Below are 20,329 nucleotides of genomic sequence, written 5' to 3' on the forward strand. Positions count from 1 at the left end.
GTTGCCCATTCCACACAATCTTGTATATATGAGCTCCTTGTCAAATAAGAGATAAAGCGAGGCTATAGAGGGAATGCATGTGCTATCTGTTTTAAGGTTTTGTTACCAGAAACTTTTATCGATTTCTTCTCATTATTAAGCAAATACAGAAGTGCTATGAAGCGGCTGAACTTTTGCTTTTGGATCTAAATAGGATTTAGCATTATTTACAGCAGTAGGTGCCTCTCCAAGACCAGTCGCAATCAATTTCACTTTTCCGTCAAATGTACAAATGTCTCCGGCAGCATACACTCCTGGGATATTAGTTTCCATCTTGGAATTGACAACAATCGAATTTTTTTCAATTTCTAAACCCCAATTCTTAATAGAACCAAGAGAAGATACAAAACCATAGTTAATAATTATTTCATCAACCTCAATGGCTTCTTCAGTGCCTACTATCCCCCCTTCTAAAATTACTTTGTTAATCCTATTATCGTTTCCAACTAATTCAACTGGAACATAAGGGGTTTTTAAAGTAACATTTGAAGAATGTAATTGGGTAACACTGTGTTCATGTGCTCTGAATTTCTCCCTGCGGTGAACGAGAATGACTTTCTCTGCAATTGGTTCAAGCATAAGCGCCCAATCAATAGCAGAATCTCCCCCTCCACAAATCATTACTTTCTTATTACGAAATTTCTCCACGTCATCGATGAAATAATGGATGTTTTTATTCTCATACTTTTCTGCACCTTCAAGCTCTATTTTTCTAGCGTTAAAAGCTCCAATTCCTGCTGTGATAATAACTGTTCTTGTTAAATGCTCTTCTATATCAGTGGTGAGTTTAATCGTTCCGTCTTCCTTAATATCAAGGTCTTTCACTGTTTGTTGTAAACAAATTTTTGGATTAAACTGCCCCATCTGTTCTTTTAAGCTTTTGATCAAATCTTTTGCCCGAATTTTAGGAAATCCGGCTACATCATAAATATATTTTTCTGGATAAAGGGTAGAGAGCTGTCCGCCAAGCTGAGGTAAACTTTCAATTATTTTTACGGATGAATTTCGCATACCTCCATAGAAAGAAGCAAATAGGCCAACAGGACCTCCACCAATAATTGTAATATCATAGATCATCTTATCTTGTTTCATCATTAAAGCCTCCAAAATCACTCTCCATAATTCCTCATAAGATTTCGATTAGAAATATTAATAGAATTCAATATTTACCTAAAACTGCCCAAGCCTCCAAAGTGTGCAGTTTCGTGGAAATCCTGTTCGTTAAAAAAGCCGTTAGAGTGGAAGGACTTTCTTTCTGTAAAAAGAGTAAAAGATCGGCTTCTTACATTTATGCATTGAATGTTCTATTAAGTCCAAGATTAAGAGCTTTTGATTCTACTCCAGATTGGCATGTCTGCTAAACATTGTTTTCGAATTCATCCCTTTTTTCTCCATAACCTTTAATATAACAGCATCAAAGAATAATAAGAGAGTTTGCTCGAATAGGGATCCCATTGGCTGTATTGTTTTATATTCACTGTCTGTTTCAGTTTTGGATTGAGCCGCTAATTTAATAGAAACATCGGCTGTTTTTCCAATAGTGGAATCAGGAAATATTGTGACAAGTGCTACTGTTGCTTCCAATTTTTTCGCTTTTTCAGCCATGGATACCAGACTCTTTGTTTCTCCAGATCCGGAACCGATAATCAAAATATCCTTCTTCTCCAGGTTAGGAGTAACGGTTTCGCCTACAACATAGGCGTCTAAGCCCATGTGCATCATCCGCATGGCAAAAGACTTAGCCATAAATCCGGAACGCCCCGCTCCAGCTACAAGAACCTTCTTTGCTTCGAGGATATAATCCACCAGCTTTTCAGCTTCTTCAGTGGATATTAAATCAGCAGAACGGTTTAGTTCTTCGATAATTTTATTAACGTATTGGGTTGTCTGCATAATAGTTGTAACCTTCCTATGCAAAAGTTTTTCGTTTAATTAAGGTTTGCATTTGTCCCGCCACGGCTTTTTTATCTTCGCTGCCTGTAATGCCTCCGCCTACAATAACAAGGTCGGGTTGTGATTGCACTACTTCCGGAAGTGTGGCTAACTTAATTCCCCCCGCAACTGCAGTTTTCGCATTGTTTACGACACGCTTAATCGTTTGAAGCTGTTCAAAAGGATTTTCTCCCTCTGCTTGAAGGTCATAACCTGTGTGGACGCAAATATAGTCTACTCCCAGTGCGTCAACATCTTTCGCGCGTTGTTCAAGGTCTTTTACATTAATCATGTCAACTAGGATTTGTGTTCCCTGTTTTTTAGCCTCTTCCACAGCTCCCTTGATTGTCGCATTGTCTGTTGCTCCAAGGACGGTAATAATATCAGCGCCTGCTTCTGAAGCTTTCATGACTTCATATGCACCAGCATCCATAATTTTAAGATCAGCCAATACCCTTAGTGAAGGAAATTCCTCCTTCATCTCTTTTACGGCTCTGAGGCCTTCATTAATTACCACGGGTGTACCGATTTCAACGATATCAATGTGTTCTTGAACCTCTTTTACCACTTTTTTTGCTTCAGGAATATTAACAAGATCCAATGCTAATTGAAGTTCCATCCAATCTTCACTCCTTATTTATTTGGTGTAATTTTAGTCTAAGTGGTAATTTTCAAAAAAAAAGTACGCACTTATAAAGCATATAGTTACAAATAACACACTTATTGAAAAAGGAAGGGAAAGTAACTCAAGTTGGTATTACATAAAATCATCGGGAATTGAAAGCAGTTGTGGTGTATTTTTGTTATAAAAACAACTATGAAGGGCCGTTTCCGAACGTTTTGAAAAATTCCTTTTGAAAAATATGGGTTAGATTTTCTCGCAAAATATTTTTAATATTCCAAAAATTGAAATTATAATTGATCCCAATCGTAATATTACGACTTTGTTTTACAAGGGAGTGAGATGAAGAGTTATGAAACAAAAGAAAATTGTCATCATTGGTGCCGGTATTGTTGGATGCAGTACTGCCTACTACTTAAGCAAAATGGGGCAACAAAACATTACAGTCATTGAGCAAGGGCCGTTGTTTGAAACAGGGGGATCAACCTCTCATGCACCAGGGCTTGTGTTTCAACTTAGTTTTTCTAAAGTATTGACTGCTTTGGCCTCTCAAACAGTGGAGACTTTTAAGGATTTAAGTGCTGAGGGACAACCTTCTTTCTATTCGGTAGGGAGTCTAGAAATTGCAACTACACCTGAGCGTTTAGAAGATTTGAAACGAAAAGCAGGTGTGGGAGCATCATGGGGAATCGAGGCAGTGATCCTTTCACCCGAGGAATGTGCAAAAAAATGCTCGCTAATTAATGCTGATAACATTTGTGGAGGACTATATGTACCGTCAGATGGAGTTGCTAAACCGCTTCGTGTTATTGATAAAATGGCAGAATTCACAAAATCTCTAGGTGCTAGGTTTTATGGTCACACAGAAGTAACAGGCATCGACATTGTGGATGGTCAAGTAAAAGCAGTTGAAACAAGTGCTGGAAGATTTGAAGCTGACTTAATTATTTGCTGTGCTGGATTCTGGGGACCACGCATTGGAGAAATGGCGGGAGTCACTATTCCTCTGCAACCAATGGCACATCAATATGTGATTACCAATGATTTGCAAGAACTGGCTGATGAAAAAGAAGAAGCAACCGCACCGCTTATCCGCCAACAAGATGATTCCATATATTTCCGTCAAGTATTCAATCGTTTAGGTATCGGTTCTTATCAGCATCGTCCATTGCCTGTCGAGCTTAGTGAGATTACCAAGTATGGCGAAGCGAAAGAAATGCCATCTGTAAAGCAATTTACACCTGAAGACTTCGAAAAACCATGGCATGATGCCCTTAAACTTATTCCTGCATTAAAACAAACAGGCATGAAAAAAGGAATAAACGGTATATTCTCCTTTACACCTGATGGAATGCCACTGCTGGGAGAATCACAAAAAGTACGTGGGTTTTGGGTGGCAGAAGCTATATGGGTGACCCATTCTGCTGGTGTTGGGAAAGCGATGGCTGAGTGGATTGTAAATGGAGCGCCAAACCTTGATCTGGAGTTATGTGATATTAATCGTTTTGACACATATGCACAAAGCCCCGCTTATTTTAAAAAGCGTTCCATTGAACAATATGAAAAAGTATATGATATCCATCATCCATTTATGCCGCCGGAAACATCGCGTGATATGCGTGTAAGTCCATATTATATGCGTCAAAAAACATTAGGTGCTTATGTTAATGAACGATCTGGATGGGAGCAGCCGCAATGGTATGAAGCAAACGATTCGCTTGTTGCAAAATATGAAAGGGACATCTTGAAACGAGATGGATGGGCAGCTCAGTATTGGTCACCAATTATTGAAGCTGAACAGCTGCATACCAGACAATATGCTGGGCTTTATGATATGACGGCTACCAAAAAACGGCTTGGGATCAGCGGTGAAGGGGCACTAGAGTTTTTACAACAATTAACAACAAATAATATCGATATTCCAGTTGGACATGTAACGGATACATTGATGCTCCATGAATTAGCCGGAATAAAAGATCGAATAAGAGTGATTCGTACAGCGGTTTCGTCCTTCCTTGTTCTTTGTACGGGAGCTGTTGAAGCGAGTTGGATGAATAAACAATTACAAGCTTCCAGCCGAGTTGTTATCCAAGATTTAACGGCAGGGATATGCAGCCTCGGTGTAATAGGGCCTAAGGCAATAGAAATTATGCAACCTTTTGTTTCTGAGACCTTTACATCAGAAGGATGGATACTTGGGAAAGCAAAGGAACTGTTTATTGCAAATGTTCCGGTGTTAGCTGTTTATGATTCATATGTCGGTACAGAAGGGTGGGAATTATTCACTGCTTTCGATCAAGGATTACAATTATGGGATTTATTGTTTGATGCGGGACGCCCACATCAGCTTATTGCCGCAGGAGACCGTGCACTTGAAAATCTTCGAATCGAATCATTTTCGTCAAGAAGCGGGAAAGACTTTTGGAGTGAACATGATCCATATGAAGCGGGACTAAATCATATGGTTGACCTTAATAAACCAGCCTTCATTGGAAAAGATACATTGCTTGACCGTAAGGCAAAGGGGCCCAAGCTGTTGTTAGCTGCGTTAGTGTTGGATGATCCGTCAATGGTTGTGATGGGGCATGAACCAGTATTTCATGCAGGAAAGACAGTTGGCTTTGTGACGAGCGCTGGATATGCATACAGTCTTGGTAAAGGGGTTGTATATGCGTGGCTATTACCTGAAGTTGTAAAAGAAGGTTATGCATTAAGTATTGAATACTTTGGACAGAGGCACAGTGCGAAAATCCTGGCACAATCTGTCACAGTTTCTCAAAAACAGGAGGTATAGACATGTCCAACAATTACGATGTCATAGTGATCGGTTTAGGAGGAATGGGGAGTACAGCTTTATACCAATTAGCAAAGAGAGGTCAACGGGTGCTTGGACTTGAACAGTTTGGTCCAGCACATGACCAAGGATCAAGTCATGGTGGTTCACGAATCATTCGACAATCTTATTTTGAAGATCCTGCTTATGTTCCTTTATTACTTCGTGCCTACGAATTATGGGATGAGATTGAACGGGAAAGCGGAGAGGAAATTCTCACTATTACAGGGGGATTAATGATGGGGGCCCCTGACAGTTTAACGGTATCCGGCAGTATTGAAAGTTCCAAACAGTGGAATCTTTCATACGAGATTCTGGAAGCGAATGATATAAACAGACGTTTCCCGGTTTTTACCCCTTCATCTAACACAATTGCATTATATGAAGAAAAGGCTGGGTTTGTTCGGCCGGAACTAAGCGTGTATATTCATCTTCTTCAAGCGGAGAAGCATGGTGCTGAACTCCGATTCTTTGAAACTGTTCAATCATGGGAAGCTCATCCTTCTGGTGAAGGCGTATGTGTTGTTACAAATAATGGAACATATGAAGCCGGAAAAATAATTATTTCAGCTGGGGCTTGGGCACCCAATTTATTGAGGGACTTAGCTGTAAACTTACAAGTCGAACGTCATATTCAAATGTTCTTTGAACCGACAGAAGGAATAGAGCCTTTCCGTGTTGGGAAGCACCCGATTTATGTATGGGAAGCAGCTGATAATGTGCAGTTATATGGTTTTCCTTCTTCCGGATTAGGTGCTGAAGGAGCAAAAGTCGCTTTCTTTCGCAAGGGAAAACCTTGTACACCTGAAACCATTGATCGCATTGTGTATGACGATGAAGTTGCAATGATTAGAGAGTATCTTGCCCAAGGCCTTCCACAGTTAAATGGTCGTTTTTTACAAGGAAAAACATGTATGTATACCAATACACCAGATGAACATTTTGTGATTTCCACTCTTTTAGATTATCCGCAAGTGGTAGTAGCAGCTGGATTTTCCGGACATGGATTTAAATTTGCGAGTGTAATTGGAGAGATTTTAGCGGATTTATCTATCAATGGAAAAACTAATCATCCAATTGATTTATTCAGTCCACAACGTTTTGTTGATCAGGAAGTTATTAAGTGAATCAGCCATAGGTGCTCTATTTAAATCTTTCCAAGTGGATAAAGGAGGAAAAGAAGATGGAAATGAATCAGATAACAGTAAGAGATTCAGGGAAATTAAAGCCCACATTAAAAGGAGATCTGTATACATCTCCGGAAATCTTTGAACTAGAAAAAGAGCGTATTTTCACTAAAGAATGGATTTTCGTTGGCTTTGAATATGAGGTAGAAAAGCCGGGTCATTATATTACAACAAAGGTGCAGAACGAAAATATTTTAATTATCAGAGGAAAAGACAATGTTCTCCGTGCGTTCTTAAATGTATGCCGCCATCGTGGAGCGACACTTTGCAATAAACCTTGTGGCAAAACGGGAATTATTCGCTGTCCATATCATTCTTGGAGCTATGGTCTTGATGGTTCCCTGCTTGGAGTTCCTAATACAACTGAGTGCCGTGAAGAGTTAGTTAACAATGAAAACTATGGTTTAGAGCCGGTGCATCTCCAAGTATGGCATGGAATGCTTTGGCTGAACCTATCGGAAAATCCACTGCCGGTCGAACAACAATTAGATACACAAATATTGGAACGTTTTGGCGAGCTTGCTACATTTAGTCGATATCAAATACAAAATTTAAAAGTCGCTCATCGTAAAGAGTACGAGGTAGCGGCAAATTGGAAACTCATCGTGGAAAATTTCCAAGAATGTTATCATTGCTCTTCTATTCATCCTGAATTAACAGCGGCTCTTCCGGAATTCCGTTCAGGCATTGGTACACAAAATAAAGTCAGTGGAGCAGCCAAATTTAATGATGAGCTGGAAGCTTTCTCAATAAGCGGCAAAGGCAGCAGGGTGATGTTAAGAGGATTACTTCCAGAAGATGATCGTTTATATTATGGCATAACGATTCTTCCACTCGTATTCATTAACTTAACACCGGATCATGTCATTATTCATCGTATCCTTCCAATTAGTCCGGAGAAATCGAAAGTTATTTGTGAATGGTTATTTGAACCGGAAGAAATTGAGAAGCCGGATTTTGATCCAACAGATGCTGTTGAATTGTTCCATCGTGTCAATATGCAAGATTTTGAAGCTTGTGAGTGGTGTCAAGAAAACATGGGATCAAGATCATACAAGAATGGCGGAATTTTAGTACCGATTGAACAACATGTTTCCAAATTTTACAATGCTGTCTTAGAGTCAATAGGCATGAAAGCCGAATAATCAATCCGGTTTGACACGATGGACGCTATAGATGGACGAAAGCTATACGTGTCAAACCTTTTTTTAAAAAGATGTGTCCTCTCCGAGTCCTTCGAGGCCATGGACATGTTTAAAAATGGGTATGGCAAATGGACCTTCTTAATCGCCCTATTTTGGACGCTACAAGTGGCTCCTGCCTTTGCGGAGGGAAACAGGGAGTATCTCGGCTCTACCCTCTTTTATTTAGTAGGATTAATATCCAATGGATAAATTTGGAAGTAAACCGGTGCTGATTTTGTCCTTTCTAGTATATGTAATTATTTCAATAATATTAGGGGTAATGTCCAAATGGCAGCTGTCATTCACCTTCACCATTACGCTATTGGAGATTTACGGTATTTTTAACACCAGTATGAATATCCACCAATGGATTTTACCCAAATGAATTGTTAGAGGCATGAGTCGAATTGGTGCTTCTCTGAATACATTTTTGTTTTCCATGATCTTGGTTAATTAACTTTGTATGTTTGTTCAGGCCTGTTTTTTTCTTGGTTTCTGATTTCGTTAGTGATGGCCCCAGAGACCAGAAATATGACTCTGATTGAGACAAGTGCTTTAAACAAATTTACCGATAAACGTAGCAATAAACATAAGACAGAGGCTATGTATAAGAGAGGAGAGTGAACATGGAACGCGAATCCAGATTTTCGGAACCCATCATTCGTATCACCAATGTGTCAAAAGTATTTGGGCGTCAAAAGGAACAAGCACTTGAACTGCGAAAGTTAGGACAAAGCAAGCATGAAGTCGAACAAGAAACAAAAACAACGGTTGCCATATTCGATGCTAATTTTGAAGTGAAAAAGGGAGAAATATTTGTGTTAATTGGACTGTCTGGCAGTGGAAAATCCACATTGCTTAGATGTTTAAATGGACTTATCGAACCAACAGAAGGCATGGTGTTTCTTGAAAATGACGATATTGCACATATGTCTAACAGGCAGCTTCAGCAAGTAAGACGAAATAAAATCGGTATGGTCTTCCAAAATGTCGGGCTCTTACCAAATCGGACAGTGATTGATAATGTTACGTTTGGTTTGGAACTGCAAGGTGTGCCTGCAAATGTGAGAGAGAAGAAAGGGAAAGATGCGCTTGAGCTGGTAGGATTGAACGGTCAGGCGTATAAGCGCATTTATGAATTGTCAGGAGGTATGCAGCAACGTGTCGGCTTAGCAAGAGCGCTTGCTTCTAACCAAGAAATCTTACTAATGGACGAACCTTTCTCAGCTCTGGATCCTCTTATTCGGCGAGAGATGCAAAAGCTGTTTCTTGATATTCAAGGAGAAATTCAAAAAACCGTTATTTTTGTGACTCATGATTTAGATGAAGCACTTACTTTGGGGCATCGTGCGGCAGTGATGAAGGATGGGGAAATTGTACAGCTTGGAACAGCTGAAGAGATTTTGAGCCTGCCTGCAACCGATTATGTAAAACAGCTTGTACAAGATGTAGATTACAGCAAAATTCGCCTGACAAAAAGCGCCATGACACCTGTTGAAGTTGTTGCATATGAAAACGAATCACCGCAAGTGGTATTACGGAGAATGAAAACGAACAAACGATCAAACATTTTTGTCCTAGATAGACGGCGCCATTTATTAGGAATTTTAAATATTGACGAAGTAGCAGAACTGGTTGAGTTTCATAAACAAAATTTAATAGGAAAAGTGGATAATCAAATGCATCATGTTCATCCGGATGTCCCTTTAAGAGAAACTCTTCCTCTATTTATAAACAACGATCTTCCAGTAGCGGTTGTCGATCATCAAAATCGTTTAGAAGGAATGATCACACAAAATACACTGATTGCGAGTTTAACTGAGCAAATTCAAGGGGATGAGGAGAAAAATTTTGAATCTTATCAAATGGAGGGGGTACAAAGATGACTATACCTTCTTCGATTATACCTCGTATTCCACTAGATCAATGGGCTAATTATTTAGTGGATTTTGTGACAAATCGTTTTTCTGGGCTATTTAATGTCATAAATGACATTATGACAAGTGTAATTGGGGGGCTTGAATGGCTATTAACGACCCCTTCTCCGTTAGTAATGGTCATCATTCTGGTGGCGCTTGCCGGCTGGTTAACGAACTGGAAAACAGCTGTTTTTACAGGTTTAGGATTGCTCCTCATTATAAGCTTAAATTTATGGGAGGCATCTATGCTTACATTGTCTCTCGTTTTAGCCTCTACCATGATTTCTCTTCTCTTCGGTGTTCCGTTAGGTATTTTATCCTATCGTTTTGAATGGGTGAGAGCGGTGGTCAATCCTGCGCTCGATATTATGCAAACAATGCCAGCTTTCGTTTATTTAATACCCGCTGTCCTCCTGTTCGGGTTAGGGAACGCAACAGCTCTAATTGCTACTTGTATCTTTGCGATGCCTCCGGCTGTACGTTTAACGTTATTAGGTCTTCAACAAGTTCCGCAAACGACTGTGGAAGCAGCCGAAGCATTTGGAGCAACAGAATGGCAAAAGTTAATCAAAGTGCAGTTACCCTTAGCTTTGCCAATGATTATGTCCGGTGTAAATCAAGTCATTATGTTGTCTCTTTCCATGATCGTTATTTCATCAATGGTCGGAGCAGGTGGTTTAGGAGCAGAGGTATTAAGAAGTATTAGTATGCTAAATGTTGGATTAGGGTTTATTGGAGGTATTTCTGTTGTGATTATCGCAATTATTTTGGATCGAATGACACATCTTGCTTCTCAGAAAAAAAGGGGCATTCAATAGGAAAAACAAAACGGATAGGAGTGATAGTTCATTGAAACAAACAAAAAGCCTTTTCATTATAATTACAATCATATTAATGATGGTGTTCGTAACGGCCTGTAGGAGCAGTAGTACGGGGAGTCCAGAAACGGAGCAGGGTAAGTCAAATGAAGAGGAAAATAAGGAAAAGGAAATAACGATTGGATATATACCATGGGATGAAGATGTAGCTGTCACTTTTTTATGGAAAGAGTTGTTAGAGACAAAAGGATACAAGGTTAAAGCTGTTCAGGCAGATGTCGCCCCTATCTTCTCTGGAATGGCCCAAGGAAATGTTGATCTATTTTTAGATGTTTGGATGCCGTCTACCCATGCCTCATATATGGATAAGTTTGGTGATGATTTGGAAGTGCTGGGAACGTGGTATGAACAAGCGGACAACGGATTAGCGGTACCAGACTATATAGATGTGCAATCAATAGAAGATTTAAAGAACTATAAGAATAAATTAAAAGGAAAAATCATCGGGATTGAACCCGGGGGTGGTTTAATGGGCGTCAGTAGAAAAGCATTACTTGGTTATAGATTAAATGATTGGACTTTAGTTGGAAGCAGTACACCAGCTATGTTGGCAGAACTGGACAAAGCTGTGTCGAATAAAGAACCGATTGTTGTTACATTATGGCGCCCTCACTGGGCTTTCGAAAAATACAATCTGCGTTATTTAGACGACCCTAAAAAACTGATGAATCCAAACGGAGCTGAAGAGCTTCAAGCGGTTAGCCGTAAAGAATTCTCAGCAGATTACCCTGAAGTCGCTAAATGGCTTGGCGAGTTTACAATTACCTCAAATCAGTTAGCGAAGCTAGAATCTGAAATAAAAAATGCCACAATTGAAGCAGAAGGCGTAAAAAAATGGATTTCTGAGAATAGAAGTGTGGCAAAAGCTTGGGTGGAGTAACAGCGCTGATCCCATACGAATCCCCTTGTGACAAACGGACTTTTCACGATCGTATGGAATCGTGTTTTTTTTGACGGTAATACCCGCTTCATCTAATAATTTCTCTGCTGCTTTTCCTGTTAAGTTCCAAGGGCGCACATCTAAAAATTATGAAGAAAAAGACTTTCCTGGCTTAATTCACATTCAGAAAGAAAGTTTTCCACCTCCTTTCCCCGTCTGAATGATGGTGGAAAACAGAGCAGTTGAAAAAGATGTCACTTTGTTTTCCGAAGGAGCTTTGTGTATAGAGGTTAATGGAGAAATTGCGGGCTCCATAACCGCTTTGTTCCTGAACATACATGGGAATAAATTGCAGATAATGGATATACGAAACCATAGCCCAAATGGCAGTACGCTCTATGTTGTTGATATTGGCGTACGTTTGGGAAAATGGCTGATGTCATCCATGTATGACGTTGTTATACATAAGCAACTGAAACGGCTTTTAGGTGGTGGAAGAATGCCAGGATATCACAAAAAAGCAAAGGAAATGACGCCAGAGAATTACCTAGAAGCTTTCGTACAGAATCTAAACAGCTAAGAAGGATTGCGTGGAACGATTAAGTGAATGAGGACAGGATGACTAACAGATAAAATCTGCAACCATGAAAGACGGCTTGTTGAAGTTTCTTCACGAAGTGTTTGGCCAACTTTTAACTTAGCTCATGTATTTTGGATAAATTCGTTTTTTCTTCTCAAAGTTCATTGGTTTCCATGTAGTTTTTACCCCATTGATACATTGATTCGAGAATGGGCATTAGGGTTTTTCCTTGTTCAGTCAGTGAGTATTCTACTTTAGGCGGTACAACAGGATATACTTCGCGATGAATAATAAGGTCTTCTTCTAATTCTCTCAACTGGTTGACAAGCATTCTTTGAGTGATACTCGGAATGAGAGATTTTAGCTCGTTAAAGCGCTTTGTTCCCTCTTTGCCTAGATGCCATAAAATCAGCATTTTCCATTTTCCGCCAATGACAGCGAGTGTTAATTCCTTTTCACAGTTAAACGTCTTATTACAAAGATGACCCATTGATTCCCCTCCCTAATCATTCATCTCAAACTAAGGTATACTTTTCGACACTATGTAAAAATAAAGTGTGTACTTACACATAAATATTATAAACAGTATACTTAATTCTAACAAGAGGAAAAAACATAGGAGGGGAAGCGAGTGAATACTTCAATTATTCCAAATGATAAGGATACTCTTGACGTCATAAAGACGATGAAATTGGATTCTATGACCTTTGTTTTGTTTGGAGCAACAGGAGATTTGGCTAAAAGAAAAATCTTTCCTGCCTTATACAATTTGTTTATTGACGACAAGATGCCTGAATCATTTTCGGTTATAGGTTTAGGAAGAAGAGTATGGTCTGACTATTCATTTCAAACCCATGTTCAACGATCAGTAAAAACATTCTCTAGGCGCTCAATCAACGATACTTCCAAAATGGAAAAGTTCCTTGATGCTTTTCGATATTGCTCCTTGGACGTAACAAAGAATGAAGATTATAAAAATTTACTTGAAATTATTGAAAGACGCGAAGGACAATTACATATCCCTGAAAACCGCATGTTTTATTTATCGGTTGCCCCGGAGTTTGTGGATGTTATTACCTCAAATATTAACGAATGTGGGTTAAGCCCTAAAAAAGGGTGGAAACGCCTCATTATAGAAAAGCCATTTGGACATGATCTACATTCAGCTTTAGAACTAAATGAAAAATTAAGCCGGGCATTTAAAGAAGAGGAGATTTATCGCATAGACCATTATCTCGGAAAACCCATGATACAAAACCTTAAGGTATTAGAATATGCTAATCCTGTGCTTCAATCATTATGGAATAATCAGCACATTGCCAACGTGCAAATTACGGCGAGTGAGACAGTCGGGGTAGAAGATAGAGCCGATTATTATGACCAGACAGGGGCCATCCGAGATATGTTTCAAAACCATTTGCTACAGCTTCTGATGATGGTCTCAATGCATCTTCCTAACAAAATCAATGCCGAAAAGATTCGTAATGAGAAGAGAAAAATTATGGAGTTTCTTAGACCTTTAGGGAAGGAAAGTGTCCTGACAAATGTTATACGCGGTCAATATTCCTCAGGAGAAATTGATGGCAAAACGGTTGTTGGATATACAGAGGAGCCTGGAATTGGCGATTATTCTACAAATGATACGTTTATTGCTGCTCGTTTATGGATTGATGATCGTTTTTGGAGCGGAGTCCCATTCTATATCCGTACAGGAAAAAGGATGAAGGAAAAGTCAACACGCATCGTAATTGAATTCAAAAATTCATCTGAAAATTCTTCTGCGTCTCAACAAAATCCAATAGCTCCTAACCTTCTAATCATCCAAATTAGTCCACACGAATGCGTTTCACTGCAATTAAATATGAAAAACCCGTTAACGAATCAAATTGAGCCTGTCACTGTAAATTTTTCAGTTAATTCTAATGATATGCCAGAGGCCTATGAACTTTTGTTGCTCGATGCTTTCCGCGGTGATTCAAGGTTCTTTGCGCATTGGAAAGAAGTTGAACTATCGTGGGAATGGGTACAGCCTCTCCTCGAATCATTTGAGGAAAATCTCCTTCCGCTTCATCCCTACCGTTCAGGCTCAATGGGTCCTGAAGCTTCACATTATTTATTGCAGGAGGATGGTTTTATTTGGCGGGACTAAACGCTTGAATGGAAATGTCTGGATGTTAAGGGCCTAGAAAAGATGAATAACAAAAAAGCCAACCATCTTTTTATAAAATGACTTAAAGGAGACGACAATATGAAGGTCGGTTTAATCGGTTTAGGAAAAATGGGATTGAATCTAGGTAAGAATTTAATTGATCATAAACATGAAGTTACGGCTTTTGATCTAAATCAACGGGCTGTAAAAGAAATGGAAAAGTACGGAGCTAAAGGTACTTCTAGTTTGTTAGAGCTTGTTCAATCATTAGAGCAGCCAAGAGTTCTTTGGTTAATGGTTCCCCATAAAATTGTTGATTCTGTGATTAATGAACTTACGCCATTTTTAAATAATGGGGACATCGTCATTGAAGCTGGGAATTCTCACTACAAGGAATCTGTTAACCGGTACAATCTGTTAAAGCAATATGGGGTTAGCTTTATGGATGTTGGAACATCCGGCGGGATGGAAGGTGCTCGTAACGGAGCATGCTATATGGTTGGTGGCGATCCTGAATCCTGGAATGTTGTAGAAACGATTTTCCGTGACACTGCAATAGAAAACGGATATTTATATGCAGGGAAAGCAGGGAGCGGTCACTTTTTAAAAATGGTTCATAATGGGATTGAGTATGGGATGATGGCCGCTATTGGCGAAGGGTTTGATGTTTTAGAGAAAAGCGAATTTGATTACGACTACGAAAAAGTGGCAAGAGTATGGAACAATGGGTCAGTGATTCGTTCATGGCTCATGGAGTTGACAGAGCGCGCCTTTTCTAAAGATGCAAAATTAGAAGAAATAAAAGGGATTATGCATTCTTCAGGTGAAGGAAAATGGACGGTTGAAACAGCTCTCGATCTACAAACAGCCACACCGGTTATTGCCTTGTCCCTATTAATGCGTTACCGCTCTTTGGAAGTTGATACCTTTACAGGAAAAGTGGTAGCTGCCCTACGTAATGAATTCGGAGGGCATGCTGTAGAAAAAGTGAAAATACGATAAACGACTGAGACAATGTTTGCCAATTCGGCCGCTTCAGCTGTAAATGCATCCTCCTCGGGTATTCCCATTTTGCTTCTCACCTCATCAGCTTGCTTTCAATGCTCGGTGGAATCAGTTGGCTAGTATTGCTGGTCATATATTATGAAGTAAATGTAAAACACAGAGTTAATAGAAATAATAAGAGTGAAAATGAAAAATGTTCCGAAGCAAAACGGGCAAATTGTCCTTTCGGGACACAGGGATACGGTTTTTCGGCGAACAGGCGAGCTCGAAATAGGCGATAGACTGAATATTGAGCTTCCGTACGGCAGCTTTGATTACCGGATTACAAACATGAAAATCGTTGACAAAGAAGATACATCGATTATCACCCTGCAGCACGAAAAAGAAGAATTGCTGCTGACGACATGCTACCCGTTTTCTTACATCGGGGATGCGCCCAAGCGCTATATTATTTATGCGAAGCCGCTTCAATGATAAGCGCTATTTCTATATGATTCCAAACAATCGTTTTGCTTCTTGTTTTAAGTCGTCAGGCAGAGGTGCAGCGATGGTTAATCGTTCATTTGTGACCGGATGGGTCATCTTGATTTCCTTGGCGTGAAGCGCCTGTCTGCTGAAAAGAGCCGGCGAACCGCCGTATATCGTATCACCTGCCAAAGGATGGCCGAGGCTTGAAAGGTGGACGCGGATTTGATGGGTTCTGCCCGTTTCAAGCTGGAGCTCGCACAATGTAAGATTGGCTGCATTGTGATATCCTTTGACGGTATAATGAGTGACCGCCGCCTGTCCGGTCGGGGAGACTCTTCTTCTGACCGGATGGTACCTGTCTCTGCCGATCGGGCTTGAAATGGTCCCTTGCCTCTTTTTAATCCTTCCCTCGGCAATGGCGAGATATGTTCTTACCAATTCTTTTCTTTGCAGCTGTTCGTCTAAACGGGCGTGGGCGAGACGGTGTTTTGCAAAAACGACAGCACCGCTTGTATCCTTGTCCAGGCGGTGAACGTGCCGGATTTTTCGTTCGTCACCGCTTGCTTGAAAATAAAACGCGACAATATTGCTGAGCGTGCCGGTCTGTCCCTCTTCGTTCGGATGGGTTGCGATTCCGGGAGGCTTATTGACGATGAGCATGTGGTCATCCTCGAACAAAACGGAAAGCTCGCCGTATTCGGGGATGATGCCGCTTTCTTCCTGTTCATGAAGATCGATCATAATTCTGTCGCCGGTTTTCAGCCGGATGTTTTGAGACGTATCTTTCTGATTGACCTTTATTTTTTGCTGTGCGGCCCAATATTGCAAGACGGGCTTAGAAGCTTTTGTTTCCCGTTTTAAAAATGTAAATAAATGTTCATTGTCATCTTGCTTGGCGACGCGAAACGTCAAGCTGTTTTTTTGGTTCATTTTTACTGCTCCTTTCTATAAAAAGCGCTGAAGACATTAGGAAACACTTACCTTCACAGCCCCGTGTTTTTGTGTGCTATTCTGTTTGAAGAGACTTGAACAAGGGACTGATCAATGTGCGTATTGTAAAAGCTGCTACCGAAGAACAGGAAATCTTCATTGAGGAGCTTGCAAATGAGCTGTATCAAGTGTTTCCGATGTATTTCAGCGAACAAAAAATGAAAGACCTGAAAGAGCAGGGAACACTTGATTTTAAAGAATATGATTACAAAGGGACGCTGGATGATGCTTTTCAGATCATTACGAGCCTGCAGCTGATTCACACACTGCTCACGAAATCAAAAAGGCAATGGGTGCTCAAAGACCGTGATCTATTCGATAAAAACTGCAAAAAGCTGAATGACTGCGGTCTGTATTTTCCCCTCAGCTCATCCGACTTTAATATATTGAATACAGAAACTGACAAGCAGGGCATTCAAATCCTGATGTAAGAGCTCATCCTTTGGATAGCTCTTTTTTCATGAGATGACTATAAAGGAAAAAAGCGAAAAACACAATGTATGGTGTCAACTTCCTTTTTAGCATTTGGCTGATTGCACATACTATCTATCGAAAGGGGGCAAACTTTTGAGCACAATCAGCAATGCCATGTCAAGACAAGTAGCTACGATTTCATCCAATCAGTCGGTTCAGGAAGCAGCAGAGCTTATGAGCCGCCACAATGTTGGAGCGATCCCTGTCGTTGATCAAGGTGTATTAAAGGGAATGATCACAGACCGCGATATCACACTCAGAACGACGGCGGCAGGGCAAGATGGACAGACGCCGGTTTCAGCGGTCATGACATCAAACATTGTAACGGGAAATCCGAACATGAGCCTGCAGGAAGCGTCACAACTTATGGCTCAGAGCCAGATCCGCCGCCTGCCGGTTGTGGAAAACAATCATTTGGTCGGCATTGTCGCGCTTGGAGACCTGGCGGTAAACGAACTGTCAAACGAATCAGCCGGACAGGCGCTGACCAACATTTCCACTCCGACAAAAACACAATAATGATGGAAGAGCTTGCCTTATAGCAGCAGGCTCTTCTTCCTTTATACATACTAAAGTGAAGGCTTCGGGCTTTTCAAGGGCGTGCAGGAAGGATACAATGAGTGTGCAAACAGTCAAAAGGAGTTGGGGTAAAGCACGATGATTAAAGCAGTGATCTTTGATTTTGACGGTCTGATTTTAGATACAGAAACACATGATTATGAAGTGCTGCAAGAAATCTTTCAGGAGCACGGCTCTGACCTGCCCATGTCGGTTTGGGGCAAGGTGATTGGTACGGCTGCCGGATTTAAGCCATTTCATTATTTAGAGGAGCAGATCCAGAAAAAGCTTGACCATGAAGAACTGACAAAGATGAGACAAGAACGCTTTGTCAAAAGAATGGAAAATGAAAAAGCGCGGCCAGGCGTCGAAGCTTATTTGTCAGCGGCCAAAGAGCTCGGCTTAAAAGTCGGCCTTGCCTCAAGCTCAGATTATAAATGGGTATCACAGCATTTAAAACACCTCGGACTTTATGACGATTTCGAGTGCATCCGGACAGCCGATGATGTCGAGGAGGTCAAACCGAATCCGGAGCTTTATTTGCAGACTGCTGAATGTCTCGGCGTAAAGCCTGAAGAATGCATGGCTTTTGAAGATTCGGTCAATGGATCGACCGCGGCGAAACGAGCCGGAATGAAGTGTGTCATCGTTCCGAACCAAGTCACGAAAACCTTGTTGTTTGAACATTTCGACCATCGCCTTGAATCGATGGCGGAAATGGAGCTGGAACAGCTGATCGAGAAACTGTCTGAACAAGCATGAAGCAGTCAGAGGAGGAATTGAGGCGTGTCGGAAAAATTGGATCTTTCCCGTTTTGAAAAAAAGATTGTGATCCGAAATATTGAAGAAAAAGACATCGAGAGCATCATCGGACTTCAAGAGCTTTGTTTTCCGGGGATGATCCCATGGAAGCGCGAGCATTTGGAAAGCCATCTCGAGCATTTTCCCGAAGGGCAGTTTTGTGCGGAGCTTGAAGGTGAAGTCATCGGTTCCTGTTCCAGCCTTTTGGTCAATTTTGACGAATATGACGACAGACATACTTGGCAGGACATCACAGATGACGGCTATATCACCAATCACAACCCTGAAGGCTTGAACATGTACGGTATTGAAGTCATGGTTCATCCCGAATACAGAAGAATGAAAATCGGCCACCGCCTTTATGAAGCCCGGAAAGATTTGGCAAGGCGCCTGAATTTGAAAAGCATCATTATCGGCGGACGGATCCCGAATTATCATAAATATGCTGCGGAAATGACGCCGAGGGAATATGTCGAACAGGTCATCCACCATCAGATTTACGATCCGGTCCTTTCCTTTCAGCTCTTGAACGGATTTACGATGATGCGGATCAATCCAAACTATCTTCCGGATGACAAAGCATCGAGCAAATATGCGACATTGATGGAGTGGAACAATGTCGACTATCTCCCGCAAACAAAGCGCTATTACAAGTCGGCCTTTCCAGTTCGGATCTGTGTGATTCAATATGAAATGAAGCAGATTCATTCATTTGAAGAGTTTGCCAATCAAGTCGAGTACTATGCTGATGTCGCTTCAGACGCCGGAGCCGATTTTGCGGTCTATCCGGAAATCTTTACGACACAGCTGATGTCGTTTCTGGAAGAGCGTTCCCCGAGCCTTGCCGTGCAGCGGATTACCGAATATACGGAGGACTATATCAGCTTGTTCACAGATCTCGCCGTCAAATACAATGTGAACATTATCGGCGGTTCCCATTTTGTCGAAGAGGAAGGGAAAATCTACAATATCGCATATCTCTTCAGAAGAGACGGGACGATCGAAAAGCAGTATAAGCTCCATATCACACCGAATGAACGGAAATGGTGGGGGATCAGCAGGGGAGACGAAGTGCGCGTGTTTGACACGGACTGCGGAAAAATCGCGATTCAGATCTGCTATGATATTGAGTTCCCTGAGCTTGGCCGAATTGCGACGGAAAAAGGCGCCAAAATTATTTTTACGCCTTTCTGTACGGAAGACCGCCAAGGCTATTTGCGCGTCAGATACTGCGCTCAGGCGCGGGCGGTGGAAAACCAGGTATACACCGTTATTTCCGGAACGGTTGGAAACCTGCCGCAAACGGAGAACATGGATATTCAATATGCGCAATCGGCGATTTTCGCGCCTTCAGACTTTGAATTTGCAAGGGACGGAATCGTCGGAGAGTGCAACCCGAACATTGAAATGGTTGTCATCGGCGACGTCGATTTGGAGATTCTCAGAAGGCAACGCCAGGACGGAACGGTCCGCCAGCTTAAAGACAGACGCCATGATATATACCGGATTCATTATAAAAAATAACAGCCGGCCGCTTTTGGCCGGTTTTTTTGGAGTTGACGAACTGGTTTATTTTTCATATATTGTAATTATCGAAAAGGAGGTGGGAAAGATGAATCAAACTGGCAAGCGCATGACGGACACACAACTTTATTTGTATATTTGTCGTGCGATTTTTTCCGAAGAATGCGGACTACGGGATCAGTCTGCCCTTTTTGACATTCAAATAGGAAAAAATGCCAGTGAGAGACATCTGCCCACAATCGGATTTTAAATCATTAGACTTGCGGCAGGGGAAGCTCTGCCGTCTTTTTTATGCTGCGGTGTCTC

At 41.1% G+C, this 20,329-nt stretch carries 20 protein-coding genes and 1 pseudogene; 15 read left to right on the forward strand and 6 right to left on the reverse strand.

All coding sequences use genetic code 11. From position 1 onward, the window contains the following. Window positions 1-135: 135 nt before the first annotated feature. From M654_RS06755 to hxlA, 3 genes are all read right to left on the reverse strand, one after another. Entirely contained in the window at window positions 136-1,131 is a 996-nt protein-coding gene (locus tag M654_RS06755; protein ID WP_026586164.1) for an NAD(P)/FAD-dependent oxidoreductase, read from the reverse strand. A gap of 243 nt (window positions 1,132-1,374) precedes the next feature. Beyond that, window positions 1,375-1,932 (reverse strand): 6-phospho-3-hexuloisomerase, encoded by a 558-nt coding sequence (hxlB, locus tag M654_RS06760; protein ID WP_026586165.1) that lies wholly within the window; start codon window positions 1,930-1,932, stop codon window positions 1,375-1,377. Between the two features lie 16 nt (window positions 1,933-1,948). Continuing rightward, entirely contained in the window at window positions 1,949-2,590 is a 642-nt protein-coding gene (hxlA, locus tag M654_RS06765; protein WP_026586166.1) for a 3-hexulose-6-phosphate synthase, read from the reverse strand. 355 nt (window positions 2,591-2,945) lie between these two features. Between hxlA and M654_RS06770 the strand changes: the two genes are divergently transcribed. From M654_RS06770 to M654_RS06795, 6 genes are all read left to right on the forward strand, one after another. Continuing rightward, window positions 2,946-5,387, forward strand: a complete 2,442-nt coding sequence (locus M654_RS06770; RefSeq protein WP_035427963.1) for a GcvT family protein — start codon at window positions 2,946-2,948, stop codon at window positions 5,385-5,387. 2 nt (window positions 5,388-5,389) lie between these two features. Then, a complete protein-coding gene (gene solA / locus M654_RS06775) occupies window positions 5,390-6,553 on the forward strand; it encodes an N-methyl-L-tryptophan oxidase (protein ID WP_026586167.1) in 1,164 nt (387 codons plus the stop codon). 56 nt (window positions 6,554-6,609) lie between these two features. Continuing rightward, window positions 6,610-7,758, forward strand: coding sequence for an aromatic ring-hydroxylating oxygenase subunit alpha (locus M654_RS06780; RefSeq protein WP_026586168.1), 1,149 nt, complete (start codon window positions 6,610-6,612; stop codon window positions 7,756-7,758). A gap of 665 nt (window positions 7,759-8,423) precedes the next feature. Then, complete coding sequence (locus M654_RS06785) at window positions 8,424-9,683, forward strand: quaternary amine ABC transporter ATP-binding protein (protein WP_026586171.1); 1,260 nt, start codon at window positions 8,424-8,426, stop codon at window positions 9,681-9,683. Next, a complete protein-coding gene (locus M654_RS06790) occupies window positions 9,680-10,534 on the forward strand; it encodes an ABC transporter permease (protein WP_026586172.1) in 855 nt (284 codons plus the stop codon). The genes M654_RS06785 and M654_RS06790 overlap by 4 nt, the downstream gene beginning before the upstream one ends. Window positions 10,535-10,565: 31 nt before the next feature. Then, the gene (locus tag M654_RS06795; protein ID WP_026586173.1) at window positions 10,566-11,474 is read left to right on the forward strand and encodes a glycine betaine ABC transporter substrate-binding protein; all 909 of its coding nucleotides are present in this window, start codon (window positions 10,566-10,568) and stop codon (window positions 11,472-11,474) included. On the opposite strand, the gene M654_RS24190 is transcribed toward M654_RS06795, so the two are convergent. Next, window positions 11,379-11,612: a hypothetical protein gene (locus M654_RS24190; protein WP_328700241.1), complete on the reverse strand. Its 234-nt coding sequence runs from the start codon at window positions 11,610-11,612 to the stop codon at window positions 11,379-11,381. The genes M654_RS06795 and M654_RS24190 overlap by 96 nt on opposite strands. Before the next feature lie 4 nt (window positions 11,613-11,616). Here M654_RS24190 and M654_RS06805 point away from each other — a divergent pair. After that, window positions 11,617-12,039 (forward strand): annotated as a pseudogene (locus M654_RS06805) (GNAT family N-acetyltransferase); the annotation flags it as partial. Between the two features lie 169 nt (window positions 12,040-12,208). Here the strand turns inward: M654_RS06805 and M654_RS06810 are convergent. Further along, on the reverse strand, window positions 12,209-12,544 hold the full coding sequence (locus tag M654_RS06810; protein ID WP_026586174.1) for a winged helix-turn-helix transcriptional regulator: 336 nt from the start codon (window positions 12,542-12,544) through the stop codon (window positions 12,209-12,211). Between the two features lie 201 nt (window positions 12,545-12,745). On the opposite strand from M654_RS06810, the gene zwf reads away from it, so the two are divergent. From zwf to M654_RS06825, 3 genes are all read left to right on the forward strand, one after another. Beyond that, window positions 12,746-14,203 carry a glucose-6-phosphate dehydrogenase gene (gene zwf, locus M654_RS06815; RefSeq protein ID WP_026586175.1) on the forward strand — a complete coding sequence of 486 codons (1,458 nt, stop codon included), beginning with the start codon at window positions 12,746-12,748 and terminating at the stop codon, window positions 14,201-14,203. Between the two features lie 99 nt (window positions 14,204-14,302). Then, window positions 14,303-15,205 carry a phosphogluconate dehydrogenase (NAD(+)-dependent, decarboxylating) gene (gene gnd, locus M654_RS06820; RefSeq protein WP_026586176.1) on the forward strand — a complete coding sequence of 301 codons (903 nt, stop codon included), beginning with the start codon at window positions 14,303-14,305 and terminating at the stop codon, window positions 15,203-15,205. 168 nt (window positions 15,206-15,373) lie between these two features. Beyond that, window positions 15,374-15,682, forward strand: coding sequence for a sortase (locus tag M654_RS06825; RefSeq protein WP_268884454.1), 309 nt, complete (start codon window positions 15,374-15,376; stop codon window positions 15,680-15,682). A 12-nt stretch (window positions 15,683-15,694) separates the two neighbouring features. On the opposite strand, the gene M654_RS06830 is transcribed toward M654_RS06825, so the two are convergent. Beyond that, window positions 15,695-16,606: an RluA family pseudouridine synthase gene (locus M654_RS06830; protein ID WP_026586177.1), complete on the reverse strand. Its 912-nt coding sequence runs from the start codon at window positions 16,604-16,606 to the stop codon at window positions 15,695-15,697. Window positions 16,607-16,713: 107 nt separating this feature from the next. Between M654_RS06830 and M654_RS06835 the strand changes: the two genes are divergently transcribed. From M654_RS06835 to M654_RS23500, 5 genes are all read left to right on the forward strand, one after another. Next, entirely contained in the window at window positions 16,714-17,097 is a 384-nt protein-coding gene (locus tag M654_RS06835; protein WP_051290400.1) for a DUF5365 family protein, read from the forward strand. A gap of 157 nt (window positions 17,098-17,254) precedes the next feature. Further along, window positions 17,255-17,659 (forward strand): CBS domain-containing protein, encoded by a 405-nt coding sequence (locus tag M654_RS06840; protein ID WP_372709771.1) that lies wholly within the window; start codon window positions 17,255-17,257, stop codon window positions 17,657-17,659. Between the two features lie 138 nt (window positions 17,660-17,797). After that, window positions 17,798-18,460 carry an HAD family hydrolase gene (locus tag M654_RS06845; protein ID WP_026586180.1) on the forward strand — a complete coding sequence of 221 codons (663 nt, stop codon included), beginning with the start codon at window positions 17,798-17,800 and terminating at the stop codon, window positions 18,458-18,460. A gap of 24 nt (window positions 18,461-18,484) precedes the next feature. Then, a complete protein-coding gene (locus tag M654_RS06850; RefSeq protein WP_026586181.1) occupies window positions 18,485-20,023 on the forward strand; it encodes a bifunctional GNAT family N-acetyltransferase/carbon-nitrogen hydrolase family protein in 1,539 nt (512 codons plus the stop codon). An 88-nt stretch (window positions 20,024-20,111) separates the two neighbouring features. After that, window positions 20,112-20,273 (forward strand): hypothetical protein, encoded by a 162-nt coding sequence (locus M654_RS23500; RefSeq protein ID WP_179115750.1) that lies wholly within the window; start codon window positions 20,112-20,114, stop codon window positions 20,271-20,273. Window positions 20,274-20,329 lie beyond the last annotated feature (56 nt).

The organism is Bacillus sp. NSP9.1 (genome assembly GCF_000465465.2).
Lineage (GTDB): Bacteria > Bacillota > Bacilli > Bacillales > Bacillaceae > Bacillus > Bacillus sonorensis_A.